22 protein-coding genes are annotated in these 20,258 nt (G+C 46.0%); 15 read left to right on the top strand and 7 right to left on the bottom strand.

Annotation, left to right across the window (positions count from 1 at the left end; genetic code table 11):
- The first annotated feature begins 12 nt into the window (after nt 1–12).
- The 4 genes from purL (at nt 13) to FBF61_RS04900 (ending at nt 5,169) form a co-directional block, all read left to right on the top strand.
- Entirely contained in the window at nt 13–3,672 is a 3,660-nt protein-coding gene (purL, locus tag FBF61_RS04915) for a phosphoribosylformylglycinamidine synthase (protein ID WP_138476029.1), read from the top strand.
- 137 nt (nt 3,673–3,809) lie between these two features.
- The gene (gene tnpA / locus FBF61_RS04910) at nt 3,810–4,271 is read left to right on the top strand and encodes an IS200/IS605 family transposase (RefSeq protein ID WP_138476028.1); all 462 of its coding nucleotides are present in this window, start codon (nt 3,810–3,812) and stop codon (nt 4,269–4,271) included.
- A 71-nt stretch (nt 4,272–4,342) separates the two neighbouring features.
- The gene (locus FBF61_RS04905; protein WP_138476027.1) at nt 4,343–4,696 is read left to right on the top strand and encodes a DUF6152 family protein; all 354 of its coding nucleotides are present in this window, start codon (nt 4,343–4,345) and stop codon (nt 4,694–4,696) included.
- Nucleotides 4,693–5,169 (top strand): DUF6644 family protein, encoded by a 477-nt coding sequence (locus tag FBF61_RS04900; RefSeq protein WP_138476026.1) that lies wholly within the window; start codon nt 4,693–4,695, stop codon nt 5,167–5,169. The genes FBF61_RS04905 and FBF61_RS04900 overlap by 4 nt, the downstream gene beginning before the upstream one ends.
- Before the next feature lie 85 nt (nt 5,170–5,254).
- On the opposite strand, the gene FBF61_RS04895 is transcribed toward FBF61_RS04900, so the two are convergent.
- Complete coding sequence (locus FBF61_RS04895; protein WP_138476025.1) at nt 5,255–5,875, bottom strand: TetR/AcrR family transcriptional regulator; 621 nt, start codon at nt 5,873–5,875, stop codon at nt 5,255–5,257.
- Between the two features lie 79 nt (nt 5,876–5,954).
- Between FBF61_RS04895 and FBF61_RS04890 the strand changes: the two genes are divergently transcribed.
- From FBF61_RS04890 to FBF61_RS04880, 3 genes are all read left to right on the top strand, one after another.
- Nucleotides 5,955–6,434: a hypothetical protein gene (locus FBF61_RS04890; RefSeq protein ID WP_138476024.1), complete on the top strand. Its 480-nt coding sequence runs from the start codon at nt 5,955–5,957 to the stop codon at nt 6,432–6,434.
- Nucleotides 6,434–6,994 carry a cupin domain-containing protein gene (locus FBF61_RS04885; RefSeq protein ID WP_138476023.1) on the top strand — a complete coding sequence of 187 codons (561 nt, stop codon included), beginning with the start codon at nt 6,434–6,436 and terminating at the stop codon, nt 6,992–6,994. Before FBF61_RS04890 ends, FBF61_RS04885 begins: the two co-directional genes overlap by 1 nt.
- A 286-nt stretch (nt 6,995–7,280) precedes the next feature.
- Complete coding sequence (locus FBF61_RS04880) at nt 7,281–7,535, top strand: hypothetical protein (RefSeq protein WP_138476022.1); 255 nt, start codon at nt 7,281–7,283, stop codon at nt 7,533–7,535.
- 109 nt (nt 7,536–7,644) lie between these two features.
- On the opposite strand, the gene FBF61_RS04875 is transcribed toward FBF61_RS04880, so the two are convergent.
- Complete coding sequence (locus FBF61_RS04875; RefSeq protein ID WP_138476021.1) at nt 7,645–7,971, bottom strand: hypothetical protein; 327 nt, start codon at nt 7,969–7,971, stop codon at nt 7,645–7,647.
- A gap of 347 nt (nt 7,972–8,318) precedes the next feature.
- Here FBF61_RS04875 and FBF61_RS04870 point away from each other — a divergent pair, with 347 nt between their 5' ends.
- The 4 genes from FBF61_RS04870 to FBF61_RS04855 all read left to right on the top strand — a co-directional run bounded on the left by FBF61_RS04870 (nt 8,319) and on the right by FBF61_RS04855 (nt 10,607).
- Entirely contained in the window at nt 8,319–8,930 is a 612-nt protein-coding gene (locus tag FBF61_RS04870) for a 2'-5' RNA ligase family protein (protein ID WP_229214917.1), read from the top strand.
- A gap of 180 nt (nt 8,931–9,110) precedes the next feature.
- Nucleotides 9,111–9,338, top strand: a complete 228-nt coding sequence (locus FBF61_RS04865; RefSeq protein WP_138476020.1) for a helix-turn-helix transcriptional regulator — start codon at nt 9,111–9,113, stop codon at nt 9,336–9,338.
- Nucleotides 9,335–9,667 (top strand): HipA N-terminal domain-containing protein, encoded by a 333-nt coding sequence (locus tag FBF61_RS04860; protein ID WP_138476019.1) that lies wholly within the window; start codon nt 9,335–9,337, stop codon nt 9,665–9,667. The genes FBF61_RS04865 and FBF61_RS04860 overlap by 4 nt, the downstream gene beginning before the upstream one ends.
- The gene (locus FBF61_RS04855) at nt 9,660–10,607 is read left to right on the top strand and encodes a HipA domain-containing protein (RefSeq protein ID WP_138476018.1); all 948 of its coding nucleotides are present in this window, start codon (nt 9,660–9,662) and stop codon (nt 10,605–10,607) included. The genes FBF61_RS04860 and FBF61_RS04855 overlap by 8 nt, the downstream gene beginning before the upstream one ends.
- Nucleotides 10,608–10,622: 15 nt before the next feature.
- Here FBF61_RS04855 and FBF61_RS04850 read toward each other — a convergent pair whose 3' ends face one another.
- Nucleotides 10,623–11,357 carry a DNA-formamidopyrimidine glycosylase family protein gene (locus tag FBF61_RS04850; protein WP_138476017.1) on the bottom strand — a complete coding sequence of 245 codons (735 nt, stop codon included), beginning with the start codon at nt 11,355–11,357 and terminating at the stop codon, nt 10,623–10,625.
- 92 nt (nt 11,358–11,449) lie between these two features.
- A complete protein-coding gene (locus FBF61_RS04845) occupies nt 11,450–12,043 on the bottom strand; it encodes a 2OG-Fe(II) oxygenase (RefSeq protein ID WP_138476016.1) in 594 nt (197 codons plus the stop codon).
- A 173-nt stretch (nt 12,044–12,216) separates the two neighbouring features.
- Here FBF61_RS04845 and FBF61_RS04840 point away from each other — a divergent pair, with 173 nt between their 5' ends.
- The gene (locus tag FBF61_RS04840; protein ID WP_138476015.1) at nt 12,217–13,113 is read left to right on the top strand and encodes a LysR family transcriptional regulator; all 897 of its coding nucleotides are present in this window, start codon (nt 12,217–12,219) and stop codon (nt 13,111–13,113) included.
- Between the two features lie 18 nt (nt 13,114–13,131).
- Here the strand turns inward: FBF61_RS04840 and FBF61_RS04835 are convergent, their stop codons facing one another.
- The 3 genes from FBF61_RS04835 to FBF61_RS34460 are packed head-to-tail and all read right to left on the bottom strand — an operon-like array spanning nt 13,132 to nt 13,889.
- Nucleotides 13,132–13,455, bottom strand: a complete 324-nt coding sequence (locus tag FBF61_RS04835) for a DUF5615 family PIN-like protein (RefSeq protein WP_138476014.1) — start codon at nt 13,453–13,455, stop codon at nt 13,132–13,134.
- Nucleotides 13,439–13,681 carry a DUF433 domain-containing protein gene (locus tag FBF61_RS04830; RefSeq protein WP_138476013.1) on the bottom strand — a complete coding sequence of 81 codons (243 nt, stop codon included), beginning with the start codon at nt 13,679–13,681 and terminating at the stop codon, nt 13,439–13,441. Before FBF61_RS04830 ends, FBF61_RS04835 begins: the two co-directional genes overlap by 17 nt.
- A gap of 55 nt (nt 13,682–13,736) precedes the next feature.
- On the bottom strand, nt 13,737–13,889 hold the full coding sequence (locus tag FBF61_RS34460; RefSeq protein ID WP_166444420.1) for a hypothetical protein: 153 nt from the start codon (nt 13,887–13,889) through the stop codon (nt 13,737–13,739).
- Nucleotides 13,890–14,042: 153 nt separating this feature from the next.
- Here FBF61_RS34460 and FBF61_RS04825 point away from each other — a divergent pair, with 153 nt between their 5' ends.
- The 3 genes from FBF61_RS04825 (at nt 14,043) to FBF61_RS04815 (ending at nt 20,211) form a co-directional block, all read left to right on the top strand.
- Nucleotides 14,043–15,755: a tetratricopeptide repeat protein gene (locus FBF61_RS04825; protein ID WP_138476012.1), complete on the top strand. Its 1,713-nt coding sequence runs from the start codon at nt 14,043–14,045 to the stop codon at nt 15,753–15,755.
- A 75-nt stretch (nt 15,756–15,830) separates the two neighbouring features.
- On the top strand, nt 15,831–17,456 hold the full coding sequence (locus FBF61_RS04820) for an ankyrin repeat domain-containing protein (protein WP_138476011.1): 1,626 nt from the start codon (nt 15,831–15,833) through the stop codon (nt 17,454–17,456).
- 103 nt (nt 17,457–17,559) lie between these two features.
- A complete protein-coding gene (locus FBF61_RS04815; RefSeq protein WP_138476010.1) occupies nt 17,560–20,211 on the top strand; it encodes a DUF7133 domain-containing protein in 2,652 nt (883 codons plus the stop codon).
- The last annotated feature ends 47 nt before the right edge of the window (nt 20,212–20,258 follow it).

Here is a 20,258-nt window from a genome sequence, read left to right as displayed (position 1 = left end):
TAAAACGATCCCATGATTTATTTCTTCACTGACGAACTCAACACAGTTTTTGCCCTGCAAACAGAGCAGACTCTGTCACCCCTGGATGTTTCAAAATTAAGCTGGCTTTTTGGTGGGGCGCAGCTCAAAGAAGAAACCTTCCTGACTGATTTTTTTGTTGGCCCGCGTGCTGCGATGATCACCCCGTGGAGTACCAATGCTGTGGAAATCACCCAGAATATGGATATTCAGGGTATCGTCAGGATTGAGGAATTCAAACGGGTAGCGGAAGATTTTACAGATTTTGATCCGATGCTTTCCCAAAAGTATTCGGAGCTGACCCAGGATATTTATACGATCAACATCAAGCCGGAACCTATCCTGGAAATTGATGATATAGCTGAATATAACAAACAGGAAGGCCTTTCGCTCAGTGAGGAAGAGGTGGATTACCTGAATAAGCTTTCTGAAAAAATAGGTCGTAAGCTGACGGACTCGGAGGTTTTCGGGTTTTCGCAGGTTAATTCGGAACACTGCCGTCATAAAATTTTCAACGGAACATTTGTGATTGACGGGAAAGAACAGCCAGTTTCATTGTTCAAGCTGATCCGCAAAACTTCCGAAACCAATCCAAACGGTATTGTTTCGGCTTATAAAGACAATGTAGCTTTCGTAAAAGGACCGGTAGTTCAGCAATTCGCGCCGAAGCGTCCAGATGTTCCTGAATACTACGAGATCAAAGATTTTCAGTCGGTTATATCCCTGAAAGCGGAAACGCATAATTTCCCGACAACAGTAGAACCATTCAATGGTGCTGCCACGGGATCGGGCGGAGAGATCCGCGACAGGCTGGCTGGCGGACAGGGTTCATTGCCGCTTGCGGGAACCGCAGTATATATGACCGCACTTTCGCGTCTGGAAGAAAACCGTCCTTGGGAAAAAGGTGTGGAAGAAAGAGAGTGGCTTTACCAGACACCGATGGACATCCTGATCAAGGCTTCAAATGGTGCTACTGATTTTGGCAATAAATTCGGTCAGCCGCTGATCGTCGGGTCAGTACTTACTTTTGAACATGAAGAAGAGGGGCGAAAGCTTGGTTATGATAAAGTGATCATGCAGGCGGGTGGTATCGGATATGGTAAGGCGGATCAGGCGAAAAAAGGACAACCGCAGGTAGACGACAAGATCGTGGTACTGGGCGGAGAAAATTACCGGATCGGAATGGGCGGCGCGGCAGTTTCTTCTGCTGATACCGGTGCATTTGGGTCGGGTATCGAACTTAATGCAATTCAGCGTTCCAACCCTGAAATGCAGAAACGCGTTGCCAATGCCGTGCGCGGTATGGTGGAAAGTGATAATAATACGATTGTTTCCATCCACGACCACGGCGCAGGCGGACATTTGAACTGTCTTTCGGAGCTTGTCGAAGAAACGGGCGGACATATAGATCTTGATAAATTGCCGGTAGGGGATCCTACACTTTCGGCTAAAGAAATAATCGGTAACGAATCCCAGGAACGTATGGGATTGGTTATTAGCAAAGAAAACCTCGATACTCTGCAAAAAATCGCCGATCGCGAGCGGGCGCCAATGTACACTGTTGGAGACGTGACGGGCGATCACCGGTTCACATTCGAGTCGTCATCTACCGGTGCAAAACCGATGGACCTGGAAATGGATGATATGTTCGGAAGCTCGCCGAAGGTTGTGATGCATGACAACACCGTTGAAAGGAGCTACGAGCCGGTAACCTACGATGTTTCCAAGCTAACCGAGTATCTTCAGCAAATGCTGCAGCTTGAAGCTGTTGCGTGCAAAGACTGGCTTACCAACAAAGTGGACCGTTGCGTGGGCGGCCGCGTCGCCAAACAGCAATGCGCCGGTCCGCTGCAACTGCCTTTGAACAACTGCGGCGTTATGGCGCTGGATTTTCAGGGAAAGGACGGTATCGCTACCTCAGTGGGGCACGCACCGCTTTCTGCCCTGATCGATCCTGCGGCGGGTAGTCGCAATGCGATCGGAGAGGCACTTTCCAACATTATCTGGGCACCTTTGAAAGACGGCCTTGCCAGCGTTTCGCTTTCAGCGAACTGGATGTGGGCTTGCAAAAATGAAGGCGAAGACGCACGTTTATACAAGGCCGTGCAGGCTTGTTCCGATTTTGCGATCAGTCTGGGGATCAACATTCCTACGGGCAAGGATTCGCTTTCGATGAAGCAGAAATATAAGGATGGTGAGGTGATCGCACCGGGTACTGTGATCATTTCAGCTGCCGGGCATTGCGACGATATTACAGCTGTGGTGGAACCTGTTCTGCGCAAGAGCGGAGGGGCTATTTATTATATCAATCTTTCGGGAGACAGCTACAAGCTGGGCGGTTCTTCATTTGCCCAGATATTGAATAAAATCGGTACGGAAACACCGGATGTAGTGGATGCAGATCAATTTAAAAAGGCATTCAATACAATCCAGGAGCTGATCAAAGATGGGAAAATACAGGCCGGACATGATGTAGGCAGCGGTGGCCTGATTACCACTTTGCTGGAAATGTGTTTTGCCGATCTCGACCTTGGCGCATCTGTCGATCTGTCAAGTTTGGGAGACCAGCATATCATCGATACTGTTTTTGCTGAAAATATTGGTATTGTTTTCCAGGCGGATGAAGCCGCAGAGGCGGTTCTTGAAGCGAATGGTGTTGTTTTCCATAAAATAGGACAGGTAATCCCAAAGGCAACCCTGGAAATACAAAGTAAATCGGGTGTGTTGGGACTGGATGTGAAGCGGTTGCGCGACGTCTGGTTCAGGACTTCCTATTTACTAGACAAAAAACAAACAGAGCCGGTTTTGGCAAAAGAACGTTTTGACCATTATAAAGACCATTTGCTCAAATACACTTTCCCGGAACATTTTGACGGAAAGAAACCGGTTATCGATCCTTCTAAACCTCGTCCCAAAGCGGCAGTACTTCGCGAAAAAGGAAGTAACTCGGAAAGAGAACTGGCAAACGCGATGTATATGGCCGGTTTTGATGTGAAAGATGTACACATGACCGACCTGATCTCAGGACGTGAGACACTGGAAGATATCCAGTTTATCGGAGCTGTGGGTGGTTTTTCCAATTCTGATGTACTGGGTTCTGCCAAAGGCTGGGCCGGGGCCTTTCTTTACAATGAAAAAGCAAAGGTGGCCCTTGAAAACTTCTTTAAACGGGAGGATACGTTGTCAGTTGGGGTTTGTAACGGTTGCCAGCTTTTTATTGAATTGGGACTGATCAATCCAAATCATGACGAAAAACCAAAAATGCTGCACAATGCCAGTGGCAAGCACGAAAGCATTTTTACCTCGCTGACCATTCAGGAAAACAATTCGGTGATGCTTTCGACCCTGGCGGGCAGTACGCTTGGTGTGTGGGTATCCCATGGAGAGGGCCGTTTTTATCTGCCCCATGAAGAGGAGGAATACAAGATCGTTGCCAAATATGCCTATTACACTTATCCGGCCAGTCCGAACGGTTCTGATTTCAACACAGCCATGCTTTGTGATGATTCGGGCAGACATTTGGTGATGATGCCGCATATTGAAAGATCCCTCTTCCAATGGCACTGGGCCAATTATCCCGAAGGCAGAAAAGACGAAGTTTCCCCCTGGATGGAAGCCTTTGTCAATGCCAGAAAGTGGCTTGAAGAAAAATAAATATTGCAAAACCAATTCTCAGGATTGAAAACCCTGCGCTAAAATATTTGTCGGGCCTTCCGCCACTAATAAACGGGCCTTCTGCCACGACAAACATCCTAACGGCGGAATTCATTCCGCCGAGATAACACACACAAATGGCAAATACATACTCTCAAATGTACGTCCAGACTGTCTTCGCCGTGAAATACCGGCGGGCGGTAATAGATCAGAAATGGAAACCGGAACTGCTTGCCGTGATCGGCAATCTGATCAATGAAACGGGCTGCAAGACGATCATTGTCAATGGTGTTGAAGACCATATCCATTGTTTTTTTGGGATAAAACCCTCCATCTGCGTGTCGGATGTGATGAAAAATGCGAAAGCGAAATCTTCAAAATGGATTAATGAGAGCGGGTTTCTCCAGCATCGTTTCGAATGGCAGAGCGGGTTCGGGGCCTTCACTTACAGCCGGGAGCACATTGATAGAATCTACAGATACATTCAGAATCAGGAAGAGCATCACTGGGGAATTTCCTTTACCGAAGAATACATTGAGATGCTCATCCAGCACGGCATCGACTACGACGAGCAGTATATTTTTAAAGGATTGATGTAAAGAGATTGCAATTGAAGTTTTGATAACCCGAGGTTTTTGTTAATTTTAACTAACACTAAACTCAACAGGTTATGAAATCTTTCAGAAACATCTCATTGGCATTTGCTTTTTTGCTGTGCTTGTCGTTTACAGTGCTTCACCATGGCTGGGCTGATTACGATCAGACAAAACCTCAGGATTTTAAAACAACAATAGAAGAATCTATCTACGAAAATCCGCACGTGCTGGCCAAAGTGAAGTACAAAAAAGAAATGTACACCGTGTTCCTGGCACCCACCAGCCGCATGACCGACCGCGGGCTCACTGCTGATATGATCAAAAAAGGCGCGTCGGTACGATTGGTAGCCTATCCCCATAAAACCGAAAAAGGTGAAATGCGGGCAGAAAGGATATTTGTGGACGGTAAAAAATTTGAATTGCGTTGATCTTCCAGGAATATCTCGAATGGCTTGAAAAAACTTCCTGGGCTGCGGACATCCGTCAGTCTTTGTGGCTATACCCAGTGCTGGAAATCGTCCATATACTGGGTATAGTCTTGCTGGTGGGGCCGGCTTTCATGTTTGACCTGCGGCTGCTGGGCTTCTCCCGGAGCCTTCCGGTGGCGGGACTGTCCACCCACCTGCTGCCTTGGTCGAGGCGCGGATTGCTGCTCATTATTCCCTCCGGCGTATTGCTTTTTATTACCAATGCCAAGACCCTCGGAAACGATCCGGTTTTCTGGCTTAAAATGGGTTTACTGCTTGTCGCCGGACTGAATGTCTTTATTTTTCGCAACTTCATTTTGAGGCTCAATACCCATATTGGCGGGGAGCTGCGCTTTTCTGCCAAGATTTCCGCCTGTGTTTCTATTATAGTGTGGATAAGCGTCATTGCATGCGGGAGATTGCTGGCCTATTAAAAGCATCCCCAACATTGAGTTTTTCTTCACATATTTTGATAATCTCAATACACCGGACTCAGCAGATAAGAGGGCTTAGGTTACATCAATCAATCTCCCCTAAAAACAACTCAATATCATCCAATCCTTTTTTTGTCGCATAAGGTCTGAACAAATGTGCTTTCATTTTCAGATAATAATTCATCTGGCTTCCCAAATTCTGGCGTTTTTCGGATAACACGGCTTCCGACAGCCAGAATCTGTTTTGTATGCTATTACTTGAAATAATCAGTAATTCATCGTTTTCCGAGCTGAATTTCAGGTATTTATTTTCCACCAAAAACTTCATATTCTGGTGCAGTGCGGCCTGACGTGCATCCCTGACTCCCTCATATTTCTGGGCCATTTTCTGGTTTTGCTCCATTAAATGCACCATACTCAAGTGAAGGCATTGATATTTCAGGCCATTTTTGAAAAGCAACTCACTCATTTTGAGGAAATCATACAAGCTTTTCACGGGGAATTCCTGATGGATTTGAGAATTAGAGTTGGAATACGTTTCGCTGAGCCTGAAAACCAGATCGTCCTTTGTCGGGAAATAATAGGTAAGATTTCCAATCCTCATCCCCAGATCCGCTGCCAGCTCACGCATTCCCGCATATTCAATTCCTTTCAGGTTGAATATCTCCAATGCCCGGTTAATAATTTTTTCCTCAGTTGCATTCATTTTTTAAAACAGTATTTGGTCAATGTCCTAAATGTATTTAATTTTAGGTCGTTGTCCAAAAATATAACTTTTAAACCGTATGACGAAATCATTTTCCAACATCTTGCTGATCATGGCGTCGATCGCCTTTATCACCATCATTGGCGCGGCAATTTATGAACATGCCACAATTGTGCCCGTGTGGAGCATTGCGCCACCCAGGTCGCTCAGCATGTTCCAGGGCGAATATGGGATTCAGCCCACCAACTTCTGGATGCCGGTGCATCCTGTGACCATCTTGTTGCTTGCCGCTGCGATGATCGCCAATTGGAAACAGCCCCGCCGCAAACAAATTTTGATCGTTTTTTGTGGCTACCTATTGATTCTTGTGATCACAGCCGCCTATTTTGTTCCCGAGCTGCTGGCTATCACGACATCTACTTACTCTGCTGCCATGAGCGCTGATCTGACAGTTAGAGCAAATATGTGGGAAAAGCTTAGTTTGCTGCGTTTAAGCATGTTATTAGTATTGGCTGGAATTCTTTTGCGTAGTTTAAGCATCCAAACCGAGGCCAGATAATGGAAAGCACCATCAAAAAGACATATCCTGTGATGATCGATAATGGTCACGGCGAGCGGTTGACGTTTTTGGGCCGGGAAATCCGGGAAGGTATTGAATATATACAGCTTGAAAATCAGGTTAGTCCTGGGGCTGGCCCACCGATGCATGTGCATCATCTGCAACACGAAAGTTTATATATAAATGAAGGCAAAATGGGAGTTCAGATCGAAGGTCAGGAGCCCTATTTCCTGAATCAGGGTGATTCGGCTACTTTCCACAGCGGAATCGCGCATCGGTTCTGGAACGCTGGCAATACGACCCTGCGCTGCACCGGCGAAATCTGGCCGCCGCACAATATTGAATACTTCCTCGCCGAAATTTTTGAGTCCGGCCGACAAAATGGCAAAGGGCAGCCAGCAGCATTTGACGCGGCCTACCTGCTCCAAAAATACCGCACAGAATTCGACATGCTAGGCATTCCGTGGCTGGTAAAAAAGGTTATTTTCCCCATTATACTTTTTATTGGACGGCTGCGCGGGTTGGACAGTAAGTTTAAGGACGCGCCTGCGGCGGTTTGATGTTGGATTGGCCCTCTCCGGGCTGAAGCCCGGAGTTGCCAGGTGGGAGGGGCTTTTTGTTTTACGACGAATCTGCTTGTCGACCGTTAGAAAATTCCCCGCCCCCCAACTTGCTTCCCACCCAAATTCTTCCGAATATTCGCATTCCAAAAAAGTAATTATTATGAAAAATCTTAGAGTTATTGCCCTGTTATGGTGTGAGGTCGGCGAAAGTCCCTCGAGCGTAGATTACTTCGCTTGGACACCTTAGGCAGGGCATTTTTTATTCATCCAAAAAAGTAATTTTATGAACACAAAAGCACACTCAAGCGGGTCTCCGGACTCGACGTGTATGGCCTACGGTGAACAGGTCAAAGAATTGCTCAGCATGAGCGAACCGGCTGTTTGGGTCGATCACCTTTGGACGATTTACGGCGGCTACATGCTCGCCCAGGAAGAACTCGGCCGCGACAAGCACGCCTCCGACATCTTCTGCACCTTTCGTGATCTGGTGTTTTTCTTTCAGAAGGTGGAGGAAGAGGCAAGGAAATTCAAAACATGACAACGAGTGACCAAAAATGACTCATACTAGCGTTCCTCTGTTTTAATGATTGATTGGCCGGATCAATACCTACAATTCATGACCATCACATGATTAGCAATGTCATACGTTACGCCGTCCGTCCCGTCCCCATCGCATACGATTTCGCTCTGATCATCCGGATACTATTGAATTCTTCGATTACCATTGTATCTTCTGCCGGGATGATACCGCGTTTGATCCAGTTGCTTACGGTTTCTGTGTTTTTGATTCCGAAACGCCGGCAATATTCTTTAATAGTCACCCATTCTGTTAGATCGAGCACTTTGCCTTGCCGGATGAGGTAATCGCTCGCTTCGTTGATAGCATGGGCTGCTTCATTCATCAAGCCAAGCATCCTGGCGCGAGAAGCTTCCTTTGTTTCCGCTTCAATGTCTGTTTTTTCCTTCAAGTTCATCGATAATTTTGGTTAGTTTGATTATTTGATCCAGTATACTGTCAATCTCCGTCTGCGTTAGCCACTCCGAACTATCCCGTAACCCTTGTTTTAAAGCTGCCCGAAGCATTCTTAATTCAAAGATGTTCATTTGATTGGTATTTAAAAATACAATTTGTTATTCAACATAACAATAGTGTTCGACACTATTTTGCTTGAACTGAATACGGAAAAAGGAGAAAATAGTAACAGATCAAATGAGAGTTTAACTAGAAATTTGTCGGTGGGTATCAAAAGAATGGTATGCGTTTTTCCCGAAAAATGTTTATTTGTAAGTGTTTTTCATTGAAAATAAATGTTTTTCAAAAATGCCGGAATCTCAACTATCCCAATACTCCCTCGCCATCATGCCCAGCGCGCCGATTGCCGAAATGGTGAAGGATCTCAAATTATTGCTTCGTGCTGAGATCGGTAAAAGTTATGGCAGCGCCAATGCCGACGCGCATATTTCGCTGGATGGTTTTGAGGCGGACGATGACAATTATCCTTACATTCTGGCTGAATACCGACGGATTGTCTCCGGTATGACACCGTTTACAATTGCATTTTCGGGTTTTGGTGATTTTGATAAAGGCAATTATTCTGCATTTTACGTGAGACCGACGGATGAGTCTTCGGCTTCGATCCGGGAACGGACTGAGGAGGTAATGAAAAGCTTCGATAAAAAACTGAAAAAACAATTCATCAGAAAATGGGCGGACGAATCTAAAAACCCGCATATTTCCATAGGGCGACGGTTGACCAGAGAGTGGGTTGCTCTTGCATATTCGCTGTTTCCGGGGTTTGAAGAAAGCTTTTTATGCGATGCATTTGTGATTCGCAAGTTCAATGAGAAGCGGCGGCAATATGAAGTCGTGGATATGTTGCCGCTGACAGGAAATAGCGCGCCTCCGGTTCAGCTGGATCTGTTTCAACCTTAGCTGCTATACTTTCAAATCCACCATTTTCCTTGGTTAAATTATTTATATGTAAGGGCATATAATATTTGCTAATTTTAGTAAATTGTATGCAAATACATATAGAATTTGAGTTCTATTGATTATTATATGTATTTGCATATAGTATTTAATAAATGAAGTAAATCATTGCAAAAGCATATAATGAAATCACTTGCGCAATTTGTTAAAGACAGAAGAAAAGAGGTAAACCTTACCCAGGAAGAATTTGCCGAAAAGGCAGGGGTTGCTCTGACGGTCGTTAGAAAAATAGAGCAGGGTAAGGAAAATCTGAACCTCGACAAAGTCAATCAGGTGTTGAGAATGTTTGGAAATGTGCTTGTCCCGGTCAGTAGCAAGGAATTGGAACCCAAAGAGACGACCGGATCATGAGGCGCGCTGCTATACACTATAAAGATTTGCTAGCCGGTGTGCTTACGGAAACCGACCAGGGCGAGTACATCTTTGAGTATGATAAAATATATGTAGCAAACTATCCAAAACAGTTTCTGACTTTTACCATGCCTGTAACCGAAAAAAAATACTCGGATAACCGGCTTTTTCCTTTTTTCGAAGGATTGATCCCGGAAGGCTGGTTACTCGATATCGCGTCCAAAAGCTGGAAAATTAATCCGAATGACCGCATGGGATTATTGCTGGCCTGCTGTCAAAATTGCATTGGCGCGGTAAGTGTTCAACCAATTGAGGAAGAAAATGAGTAGGAGATGTTTGTACTGCTACAAGGAATTAGGCGCAGAAGATAAAGGCGATTTTCATGTGCATTGCAGCCGGGAATTTTTCGGTTCCGCCGAGCCGCCTGTTTTTTCGTATTCATTGAGTGAAATGGCGGAGCTGGCAAAAAATGTGGTGGAGCGAAGTATAGCGGTACCGGGTGTTCAGCCCAAGTTGTCATTGTCGGTTGTGAACGAAGCGCTGGAAAATGGAAATCGTGGCAGGCTTACAGTAGTCGGAGCGTTGGGTGGGAATTATATTTTCAAACCGCCCATGGAAAAATATCCGGAAATGCCTCAAAATGAACACGTAACCATGCGGATTGCCGAGGCTTTTGGGATAAAAACGGTAAAATCAAGCCTGATCAGACTTGAGTCCGGCGAACTTTCTTATATAACCAAACGAATAGACCGCACTGCAAGCGGTGAAAAAATCCATATGCTGGACATGTTTCAGATTCTGGAGGCTTTTGATAAATATAAAAGTTCCATGGAACGTATAGGCAAGGCTTTGGGCCAATACGCAGCCAACACTTTGCTGGATCAGCTTTCCTTTCTGGAATTGGCTGTTTTCAGCTTCCTCACGGGAAATAATGATATGCATCTCAAAAATTTCTCAATGATCAACAATGGAAATGACTGGTCTTTATCCCCGGCGTACGATCTTTTGAACGTTACCATCGTCAACCCTGATGATAGAGAAGAACTGGCGCTGACATTGGAAGGGAAAAAAAGCAAGTTGCAGCGGGCTCATTTTGAAAGGCTGGGAAAAAGTTTTGGATTGAATGACAAACAGGTCAACGGCGTATTTCGTCGTTTGTTAAAAAACAGGCTTGTCGCCTTTCAATGGCTTGACAACTCATTTTTGTCTGAAGAAACAAAAAACTCTTACAAATCGGTATTGGAAGAAAGATATACCCGGTTAGAATAAAAGCAAAATCCTCACCTAGTACAAAACCTGACAATTTTCGCAGAAATAGCTTCTTCGTTTTGTTTTACCTATATACTCTTTGTGAAAGGGAATGTCACAGCGCGGGCAGATTTTTTTGGTGTGGGCCAGCCAGTGTTTTTTGAGGGTAAATTCCTTTTTCCATTCCAGAAAATCAAAACTGTATTTTCTTGTTTCTTTTACCAACTCTTTTAGCTTCGCTTCCGGTAACTTTCCGATTTTGCTGAGTGGATGAACTTTAATTCTGAACAACACCTCATTTTTGATGATATTACCACTTCCCGCAAATATATCCTGATCCAGCAATGCGTCGCAGGCGAGCATATCGGGCTTTTCTTTCAGTTTTTGCAGGGCCTTCGCCGGTTTCCAGGAACCGGACATAATATCGCCGCTCCAATCGTAAATTTCATCCGCGGGCTTATCGATAATCTTAACAGAACATGCGTAAAAATTGAGCTCGTCTTTGCTGAATTGCAGGCTTAACCTGGGTGGTGTCTTTTTCTGTTCATTAATCAGATATGATCCGAAAAGCATAAAATGGATGCGGACAGTGAAGTCTTTAAAGCAGATCAGGAAATGTTTTCCCCAGGATCTTAAATCGGTCACCTTCTGATTGATGAGCCTGTCCTTGTCGATTTTGGTATTGCCTTCCGCGTGGCGGATGATCTTTCCTTTCAAATCGAGTGCTTCTACGGCTTCTCTTAAAATGACTATGGATGGGCCTTCCGGCATGGCTTTAATTTTTGTGACGATGTTGTCGTATGTTAAATAACGATGCCAGGAGGAGCGAGGAGGAAGGAGGAAAGGGAGGAAGGAGGAATGGGTTAGTTTACTTTTAGCCAGCCTGTGATGCTGAGCCTGGGCTTGTGGGTGGGCAGGACTTCGTGTTCGAGTTCGCTGCTTTTGAAGAACACACTTTTACCGTTAACCGGCGTTATGTTTTGGGTGTGACCGGCGTGATGGATGCACAGTTCCCCGCCATCGCCTTCCGCCCACTCGGCGTTCAAATACATGATCATGGAATACTGCCTGCTGGGATTGTTGCGGAACTGGTCGAGGTGTTTTTTATAAAAACTTCCGGTCGGGTACAATGCATAATGAAATTCGTAGCCGGTTATTCCGGTGTAGCAAGTGGAGTTCAGGTACAGTACAAAACTGTCCATGAGGTCGAAAAAATCGTTTTCGTGTGGATTGTTGTGCTTGCGGTCGAGCCAGTAGATCATGTCGCTGCGGTACAGCTTGTCGTGTACTACCAGGGTATCGTTTCCGGTTCCTGCGGACAGGAGCAGATTTTGGGAAAAAAGCGCGAACAAATTGTCTTTTAAGTTCGAGGCCAGAGGCCCGCTTAAAAAGTTCTCTGCAATTCCCACTTTATTGTCGATGAAGCTATCGATGAGCGTGTTGAAGACCGTTTGCAATAAAAGTGAGTTAATGGCGCGTGCAGCTATTGCCGTGTTTGTGAAGGTAGTTCTAATAAACGGGAATGCAGTTGAAAGCCCTCGATTGCTGGCAAAGAAGTTTAGCGAAAATTAGGAAGAAGCTTTTGTGACCATTTATCTTCGTACAATCTGGCATCATTTTACAGTTCACCATGGTATTTGATTTTCGTCTTCGGGTATTTCACGCTGTTGCCAAACGCCTCAATTTCACGAAGGCTGCCGCGGAACTGTATATAACCCAGCCCGCAGTTACCAAACACATTCATGAGCTTGAAAATCAGTTGAAAATCAAGCTGTTTGAAAGAAATGGGTCGAAAATTAAACTGACGAGGGCCGGGGAGATATTGCTGCACCACTCCGAGCAGATCTTTGCCATTTACCGGAACCTGGAATTTGAAATCAACAGTCTGTCGCAGCGTCACAGCGGAAAATTGCGCCTTGGGGCCAGTATGACAACTGCGCAGTACATTCTACCCCCGATACTGGCTGCTTTTCATAAAAAGTTCAAAGAAGTACAGGTAACGCTGATCATTAAAAATACCGAGGAAATTCAGGAGGCACTTCAGAACAAGGAAATTGATTTGGGCCTGATCGAAGGGTTTTCCAAAAATGCGGCGATCAAATACATAGAGTTTTTAAAAGATGAGATCGTCCTTGTTGCCAGCTCTAAAAATCCACTAGCCGCCGCCGGCTCCATCAAGCCCGAAAAACTAAAAGAAATCCCGCTGCTGCTGCGCGAACCCGGCTCAGGTACGCTGGAAGTGATTGCCCATGCTTTGAAAGCGATCGACATCAATATTTCGGACCTCACCAGTGAAATGCAGCTCGGCAGCAGCGAAAGTATGAAACTGTACATGCTGCATTCAGACTCTATGGCTTTCCTTTCCGTTCATGCGGTTTTGAAAGAATTACAAAACAAAGAATGCCGGATCGTTGATGTGGAAGGACTTGATATTGAGCGGTATTTCTATTTCACAATTCTCCACGGCCAGGCCGAAGCGCTGCCTGAGTTATTTATGAAATTCGCTTTGCATCATTCGGTGAAGTGATTTTGTTACTCTTGAAGATCACTTAGTGATTTCTATTGGTCCGGGGATAAGCGGTTGAGAAAGGGTTGTTTTAAGTTTCGGGACAAGCTCACGGAGCGTTATGTAGGAATTATCCGGGGCATTCAGCAAGATGACGGGCAGAGAATACTTGTTAAAATTCTGTTGGTATTGAAGATTCTTGTCAAAGGTGAGCAATGCGTCAAATCCGTCCGCAATCATGAGCTTTAAAAGTTCTCCGTTCTTTTTGCCATTCCATTCTTTGTCACGCACAGTGTAGATTTCATATTCTGACAGGTCGTTTTTGAGCCTTTTTGGAAGATTTTCATCAAGCAGCAGCTTCATACAACTTTTCGAAATTTTTAGAAGTGATGATTTTCTCAGCCATTTCAAGCAGAGCAACAGCCTGATTTTCTGTAACGGACGGAAAGTCTTCTAAAAATTCTTTGAGGGAAATTCCTTTTTCCAAGTGAACAAATAAAGTTTCCACGGGCACGCGGGTTCCGTTGAAAACGGGTTGTCCACCCAGAATTTCCTCGTCGATGGTTATAAGGTTTTTTATTGTTTCCATAGTCATTTACGAATTGCCATAACGCCTCGGATAGTCAACCGCTATCGTTGAGAGCTCATTTCTTTTGTTTTTTTTCAATTGGGACTAAAATATGAGATAAGAATGCTTGAAATTCCTGTTCATATTTTTCCCGTGCCGGACTGCCTGCCGATCCGTATTTTTTGTCAATATGATCGTCCCAGTCTATAAGTTTATTTTCTTTCATCATACTAAGATTGCTCAAATCGAGGAGAAAGTCAATCTTTTATTGAAGTTGGCTTATGACAATCCCGCCGCATTTCACCACACAAGACCATAAAGTTTTATAACTTTAAATTGCATAGCACATGCTTGCTCTTCCTGGCTCAAAACTAAATTTTACATGAAATATCTGCTGCTTCCTATTGCTTTTCTGCTATTGTTATTTGGTTTCTGGAGGTTCTGGCCCCTTGGTAACACGGTTTCAAACCGAGCTGATTTTAACGATATAGTGCTTTGCGGGCCTGCTTCGGCTGGGGATATCAGTCCGACGGACGGTGGCAAGTTTGTGATTGCGCTTCCTGGCTGGGGTAATTATTCCTACAAAATTTCCACTTCAAATGACAGCGCACAATTCTATTTTAATCAGGGTCTGAACATGTATTATGGCTACCACATGAAGGAAGCATTTGCGTCTTTTATGGAAGCAACCCGGCTCGATCCCGGCTGTGCAATGACTTACTGGGGCCAGGCACTGGCGATGGGGCCTTATTACAATGCAGCCCATTCCTATGCAATTCCGGAGAGAATACCCGAGGCACTGGCAGGCATGAACAAGAATATGGGCAGTGCTTCCGAAAAGGAAAAACATCTGATCAAAGCCATGAACCGGAGGTATGCTTCTGACCCTTCCGTTGCTAAAACCAAGACTTTTGACAAAGCTTACGCGCTGGAATTGAGAGAATTGATTAACAAATATCCCGATGATCTTGACATAAAAACCTGGTACGTAGATGCTGTTATGCTCATGCATGCCTGGGATTTCTGGAACCACGATGGTACTGCGAAAGAATGGACGCCGGAAGTGGTTGCGCTTTGTGAAAACGTACTGAAATCCAATCCCGACCACCCGGCCGCATTGCATTATCATATCCATCTTACGGAAGCTTCCCGGCATCCCGAAGTGGCGCTTGCAAATGCCGATGCTTTGAAAAAACTCCTGCCCGGAGTAGCCCATATGGTGCACATGGCGAGCCACGAATACCAGCGAAATGGCCTTTATGCCAAAGGTGTGGAAGTTAATGATCTCGCTGATAACCAGTTGATCCACTATGAAGCTCTTGCTAAAAATCTGGCATTGAACAAACATTCGCCGCATTATTTCGCAGTTCAAAGCTATTGCGCGTTGAGCGGTGGGATGTACACGACGGGTATGCGCAGCGCGCTTCGCTGCCGGAAAAGTGTTTCGCCGGTTTATGAAAATACATACGACCAGTTTCTGTTTATGATCCCGGTTCTTACACAGGTAAGAATGGGAAAATGGAAGGAAATTCTGGAAGACAGCATTCAACCTGATGAAAAATGGCCTTATGCGAATGTGATCGGCCATTTTGCCAAAGGTCTGGCAATGGTTAATACTGGCAAGGCCGATCAGGCTGTTGTTCATCTTGCCAGATTACGGGAGAGGGCAAAAGATCCGATATTGGAGAAAAGGCGCATTCCGTTCAATTCACCGGTTCAGATGGCCGGTATTGCAGAGAATATACTGGATGCTGCGATTTTATTTTCCGGCAAAAAATACGACGATGCGATTCATAAACTGGAGGCTGCAATTGCTATCGAAGACAAACTGATTTACACCGAACCGAATGACTGGCCCGTGCCCGCACGTCAGTTTTTAGGCGCCTATTTAATGAAATTAAACAAGCCCGTACTTGCTGAAAAAGTGTATCGCGAAGACCTGGAACGGAATCCAGGAAATGGCTGGTCGCTGCTGGGGCTGCATCAGAGCTTAGCGGCACAGAATAAAAAGGGTATTGATATGTATAAGGCACAGTATGCAAAGGCATTTTCAGATGCCGATAACTTGCCGCCTGCATCTGCCTTTATCCAATAATATGGAGATAAAATGCCGGCTTGTTCCGGCCATGTGTTAATGTCCGTGCATTTTTCTCCCTGGCGAATTTGAATCATGGATAGTAAATCAGTTTCCAAAATTGCCCGCATGGTCCAGCCGGAGTCGTTGAAAACCGAGGCGTACCAGCCTTGGTCGCGGGGCCGGGGAGTGGATGTGTGGGCGATGTTATGCGCTGCCATTGCCGGTGATCTGGAGACGATCAAAGCATTCGTGGACCGTGATCCCGGACTGCTGAATTGTGAATATGAATATCTGACGCCGCTACGATTTGCTGTGAGGGAAAATCATCGGGAAGTTGTTCATTTTTTACTTGAAAAAGGTGTGAGTCCGGCTTATGAATTCGTAGATTCCCTGCTAACAATTGCGAAAGACCGGGGCTACAAAGAACTGACGACACTTTTTGAATCAAAATTAAAAGAACAATATCATATTGTGCCGGAAGGGGATGAGGTGGCCGACATCATCAAGAGTTTCGATACCGAAAAATTATTCAGCCTGTTCGACGCCAACCCGGAGCTGATTTACGCTGCCGACGCGAGAGGTAACCAGCCGATACACTGGGCTACATTAACGAGGCAAGTTTCTGTCATTGATTATTTGCTGGATCACGGGGCGGATATCAATGCTAAACGTCCCGACGGCGCCCGAGCACTTGACCTTACCAACGGCGATTACCATTACCGCAGCTCCTACCGCGATTTACCTCCGACAGCACTCCGCAAACACGAGGTGCTCGTCGGTTACCTGATCGCGAAAGGAGCATATTATGATATTACCGTGGCAGCAAAAGTGGGTGATCTGGACCGGGTAAAGGAATTGCTTGATGAAGATCCAGGGCTTGTTAACCGGTTGCCGGATTACTATGGATATTATGCAGGACTTCCTTTACGCTGTGCGGCAGGTGCCGGACATTATGAGGTCACAAAATTCCTGCTGACACGTGGCGCAAATCCTAACGAACCCGAGCCGGGCATAGCGCCGAGGGGCAGTTCCCTGCACGCCGCGGTCCAGGGTAGGCATAACGCAGTTGTGAAATTGCTGCTGGAACATGGCGCCGACCCCAACGCGGATGTTGAATCATCGGGAAACTGTCTTTATATAGCAAAACGGGTAGGGGCACCTATAGAAATGCAAAATCTGATCGCTTCTTATGGCGGGGCGCTCAATGTGGAGCTGGCATCTTACGACGGGGATGCTGTAACCCTGGCAGCCATGTTATTTGCCAATCCGAAACTGGACCTTACCAGCGGACTAGGTGCCGCGATCAGTGAGGGAAAGCAGCAAATCATAGAGCTGATTCTTCGGTTTCAACCTGATATTTTGAAAAATTTTGCTTTTCGCGATGTAAGTACGCCGGAGTTTGCGCGCTGGCTGATGGAGCGCGGTCTCAATCCGAAACTTGCGGACTGGCTGGGCGCAACGCCTTTGCACCGGGCTGCGTCTCAGGGGAACATTGCTCTTGCGGAAGTTCTTCTTGAGTTTGGGACGGACATCGATGCAATAGATACCGATGCTTCTGCTACCCCCCTCGGTTGGGCCGCCCGCAATGGAAAGAAAGAAATGGTACTATGGCTATTGGAAAAAGGGGCAAATCCCAATTTGCCCGGCGACGAACCCTGGGCGCTTCCCAAAGCCTGGGCGGAGCGGCGTGGCTTTGCCGATATCGCTGCGATTTTTTAATGAACATCGTTTTGCTTTTGGCTCTATTTTGCCGGATTCTCATAATTTTGTCCTTTTGATCCCGAATTTTTAATAAACAATTCCTCTTTAATAGCGCTCATTTATGTCGAAAATTACGCTGGGGCTGGTTTCTGCCTTTCTTATTCTGGTCTGGAACATGTGGACCGACGAAGGCTCCCAAATTCCGAAAACGTCCAAAACCCTAAGCAGGATCGATTCTTTGCCTAATGCAACCAGCTGGCCGGAAGAACTGAATATCACACATTTTACCGGATCGGACATTAATCCAAGCCCTGCATGTATTGCGGTTGCCGCCACCGGCGAGGTGTATGTTGGTGTGGATATGATCGGGTCATTGGGAAAAGATCCTGGAAAAGGGAGTATTGTGCGGCTAACCGACGAAAATAATGACGGTAAAGTAGACAAGCATACTACCTACGCAATGGTCGATAACCCACGCGGGATCATCTCTAATGGAGATCAGCTCTTTGTACTTCATACGACTTTTTCCAAAGAAACTGGTAAAGCCAGCGGCATGGACCTGGTTGTATTTGAAGATAAAAACCATGACGGTGTAGCCGACGGGCTTTCCAAGCCGCTTATTCAAAACATCAGTTCTCCGAAATTCCTGCAAAGCCGCGGTACCGACCACGCTACCAATGGAATCAGGATGGGTATAGATGGTTGGATCTATATTGCTGCGGGAGATTTTGGGTTTCATGATGCGGTTGACCGGTCAGGTAAAAAACTCACGATGCTGGGGGGCGGGATCGTACGTGTACGTCCGGACGGAACGGAAATGGAGGTGTATACCCACGGGATGCGCAATATATATGATGTGGCCATTGATCCTTACATGAATATTTTTACCAGGGACAATACCAACGACGGCGGCGGCTGGAATATCCGGTTCAGTAATCAGATCCAATCGGGTGAATATGGGTATCCGGTTCTTTTCAAGCACTTTACAAATGAAATTATCCCTGCACTGGTTGATGTTGGCGGTGGCTCAGGAACCGGCGCGTTGTATATGGATGATGCGACCTGGCCCGAAAAATACAATCATGTACCGATGATGGCAGACTGGGGCAGGAGCCAGCTCTATCTCCACCGCGTGACCCCGGACGGAGCCACTTTTACACAGAAAGAGGAGGAGTTTATCAAATTGGCACAAATAACAGACATCGATATCGATGCATCCGGCCGGGTTTATCTATCTGCCTGGGACGGGGCCGGTTATTCGGGTAATCCTGACAAAGGGTTTGTGGTGCGGGTCGTGCCTAAAAATTGGGAGTACAAGGCATTCGGGGATTTGAAAAAAGCCTCAGTTAAAGAATTAATAACGATTCTGAAATCCCAGAGTGCTGCTGCACGCCTTGCTGCCCAGCAGGAATTACTTATTCGTCCTGCCAAAAAAACTATAAAAGCCTCATGGACTGTGGCTTCGGATAAAACTCTGCCACTTTACGCCCGGGTTGCCGGCATGTACACCTATGCGCAAATCGCAAAAGAAAACGGGGTTTCAAATCTGGTGAAGCTGACGGCCGAAAATGATTTCAGGGAATATGCTTTGCGTGCGCTGGCAGATCGGAAGGGTTATTTGAAAACTGTGCCGTCAGAACCCTTTCTGATAGGACTTACTGATCCGTCACCGCGTGTACAGGTTGCTGCTACCGTTGGTCTTGGCCGCCTGGGGCGTCCGGAAGTTGCATCAGAGTTGTTAAAAGTAAAGGTGCCTGCGTCTTTTGTAGAACCGGCCAAGGGCACCGAGGGGCCGCATGCTACACCCAACTCTGCCATCGTACCCGCCCACATTGCAGTCCGCGCGTTGGTAGCATTAAACGCCGTAGATGCTTGTGTGGCTGCTATTGGTTCTGAAAATTCCACAATAGCACTTTGGGCTTTGCGGTATATGCATGATCCCAAAGCTGTTAGGGGTTTGATGAATGCTTATAAAACAAGCCCGGACGAAACACTGAAAAAGCAAATTATTACCACCCTCGCGCGTATTTATAAAAAAGAGGCGGATTATGACGGATCGTGGTGGTGGAGTACCCGCCCGGATACCCACGGCCCGTATTACAAAGCTGTAACCTGGGAATCGTCTCCCGGGATCAGGGAGTTTCTGATGGAGCAATTCAATAAATCGGACGACGCGGGTAAAGAGTTTTATGCGGATTTGAATGGTCGTAATCGTTTGGAAATAACCGAATTCGGAGGAGAAGAAGTGGTTGCAGTAAAAGAGGAGGTGAAAGTGGACCTCAATAAAATCCGAAACAAAAAGGGGCAGATAGGGGAGTCTTCGATTGAAGATGTAATGCTGGCTATGGCAAAAATCAACGGGGACCCTGCACTCGGTAAGACATTATTTACAAAACAGGGATGCGTGGCTTGTCACAGCATTGCCAAAGGAGAAACGATGAAAGGGCCGTTTATGGGCCAGATCGGCTCTATCATGAACCGGGAGCAGATTGCGGAATCTATTTTGAAGCCCAATGCTTCTATCTCCCAGGGTTTTGCATCGGTCATGATTACAGCAAAAGGCGACAAAAGTTACATGGGTTTTGTTTCGGAAGAGTCGGCTGAAAAGTTGGTGATGAGGGATATCATTGGACAGGTTTATACGATCAAAGTGGCAGATATCACTTCCCGCAAAGAACTCGAAACCTCCATGATGCCTCCGGGACTGGCCAATGAGCTTTCTTATGAAGAATTCGCCTCTTTGATCACTTTCCTGTCGCAGCAGAAAAAGTAAATTTTCTTTTGCATAGTACGATCCGGATCGTGGGAAGTATTAGATGG

Origin of the sequence: Dyadobacter bucti (genome assembly GCF_005869225.1) — a bacterium.
GTDB classification, from domain to species: domain Bacteria; phylum Bacteroidota; class Bacteroidia; order Cytophagales; family Spirosomataceae; genus Dyadobacter; species Dyadobacter bucti.
This window is presented reverse-complemented; position numbering and strand designations above follow the sequence as displayed.

What these genes read in the sequence shown, in the direction of transcription:
- FBF61_RS04825 (WP_138476012.1), top strand. Translation starts at nt 14,043, where the DNA reads ATGAAATATCTGCTGCTTCCTATTGCTTTTCTGCTATTGTTATTTGGT.
- FBF61_RS04865 (WP_138476020.1), top strand. Translation starts at nt 9,111, where the DNA reads ATGAAATCACTTGCGCAATTTGTTAAAGACAGAAGAAAAGAGGTAAAC.
- FBF61_RS04855 (WP_138476018.1), top strand. Translation starts at nt 9,660, where the DNA reads ATGAGTAGGAGATGTTTGTACTGCTACAAGGAATTAGGCGCAGAAGAT.
- FBF61_RS04905 (WP_138476027.1), top strand. Translation starts at nt 4,343, where the DNA reads ATGAAATCTTTCAGAAACATCTCATTGGCATTTGCTTTTTTGCTGTGC.
- FBF61_RS04835 (WP_138476014.1), bottom strand. Translation starts at nt 13,455, where the DNA reads ATGAAGCTGCTGCTTGATGAAAATCTTCCAAAAAGGCTCAAAAACGAC.
- FBF61_RS04885 (WP_138476023.1), top strand. Translation starts at nt 6,434, where the DNA reads ATGGAAAGCACCATCAAAAAGACATATCCTGTGATGATCGATAATGGT.
- FBF61_RS04880 (WP_138476022.1), top strand. Translation starts at nt 7,281, where the DNA reads ATGAACACAAAAGCACACTCAAGCGGGTCTCCGGACTCGACGTGTATG.
- FBF61_RS04830 (WP_138476013.1), bottom strand. Translation starts at nt 13,681, where the DNA reads ATGGAAACAATAAAAAACCTTATAACCATCGACGAGGAAATTCTGGGT.
- FBF61_RS04860 (WP_138476019.1), top strand. Translation starts at nt 9,335, where the DNA reads ATGAGGCGCGCTGCTATACACTATAAAGATTTGCTAGCCGGTGTGCTT.
- FBF61_RS04875 (WP_138476021.1), bottom strand. Translation starts at nt 7,971, where the DNA reads ATGAACTTGAAGGAAAAAACAGACATTGAAGCGGAAACAAAGGAAGCT.
- FBF61_RS04850 (WP_138476017.1), bottom strand. Translation starts at nt 11,357, where the DNA reads ATGCCGGAAGGCCCATCCATAGTCATTTTAAGAGAAGCCGTAGAAGCA.
- FBF61_RS04815 (WP_138476010.1), top strand. Translation starts at nt 17,560, where the DNA reads ATGTCGAAAATTACGCTGGGGCTGGTTTCTGCCTTTCTTATTCTGGTC.
- FBF61_RS04820 (WP_138476011.1), top strand. Translation starts at nt 15,831, where the DNA reads ATGGATAGTAAATCAGTTTCCAAAATTGCCCGCATGGTCCAGCCGGAG.
- tnpA (WP_138476028.1), top strand. Translation starts at nt 3,810, where the DNA reads ATGGCAAATACATACTCTCAAATGTACGTCCAGACTGTCTTCGCCGTG.
- FBF61_RS34460 (WP_166444420.1), bottom strand. Translation starts at nt 13,889, where the DNA reads ATGATGAAAGAAAATAAACTTATAGACTGGGACGATCATATTGACAAA.
- FBF61_RS04895 (WP_138476025.1), bottom strand. Translation starts at nt 5,875, where the DNA reads ATGAATGCAACTGAGGAAAAAATTATTAACCGGGCATTGGAGATATTC.
- purL (WP_138476029.1), top strand. Translation starts at nt 13, where the DNA reads ATGATTTATTTCTTCACTGACGAACTCAACACAGTTTTTGCCCTGCAA.
- FBF61_RS04870 (WP_229214917.1), top strand. Translation starts at nt 8,319, where the DNA reads ATGCCGGAATCTCAACTATCCCAATACTCCCTCGCCATCATGCCCAGC.
- FBF61_RS04840 (WP_138476015.1), top strand. Translation starts at nt 12,217, where the DNA reads ATGGTATTTGATTTTCGTCTTCGGGTATTTCACGCTGTTGCCAAACGC.
- FBF61_RS04890 (WP_138476024.1), top strand. Translation starts at nt 5,955, where the DNA reads ATGACGAAATCATTTTCCAACATCTTGCTGATCATGGCGTCGATCGCC.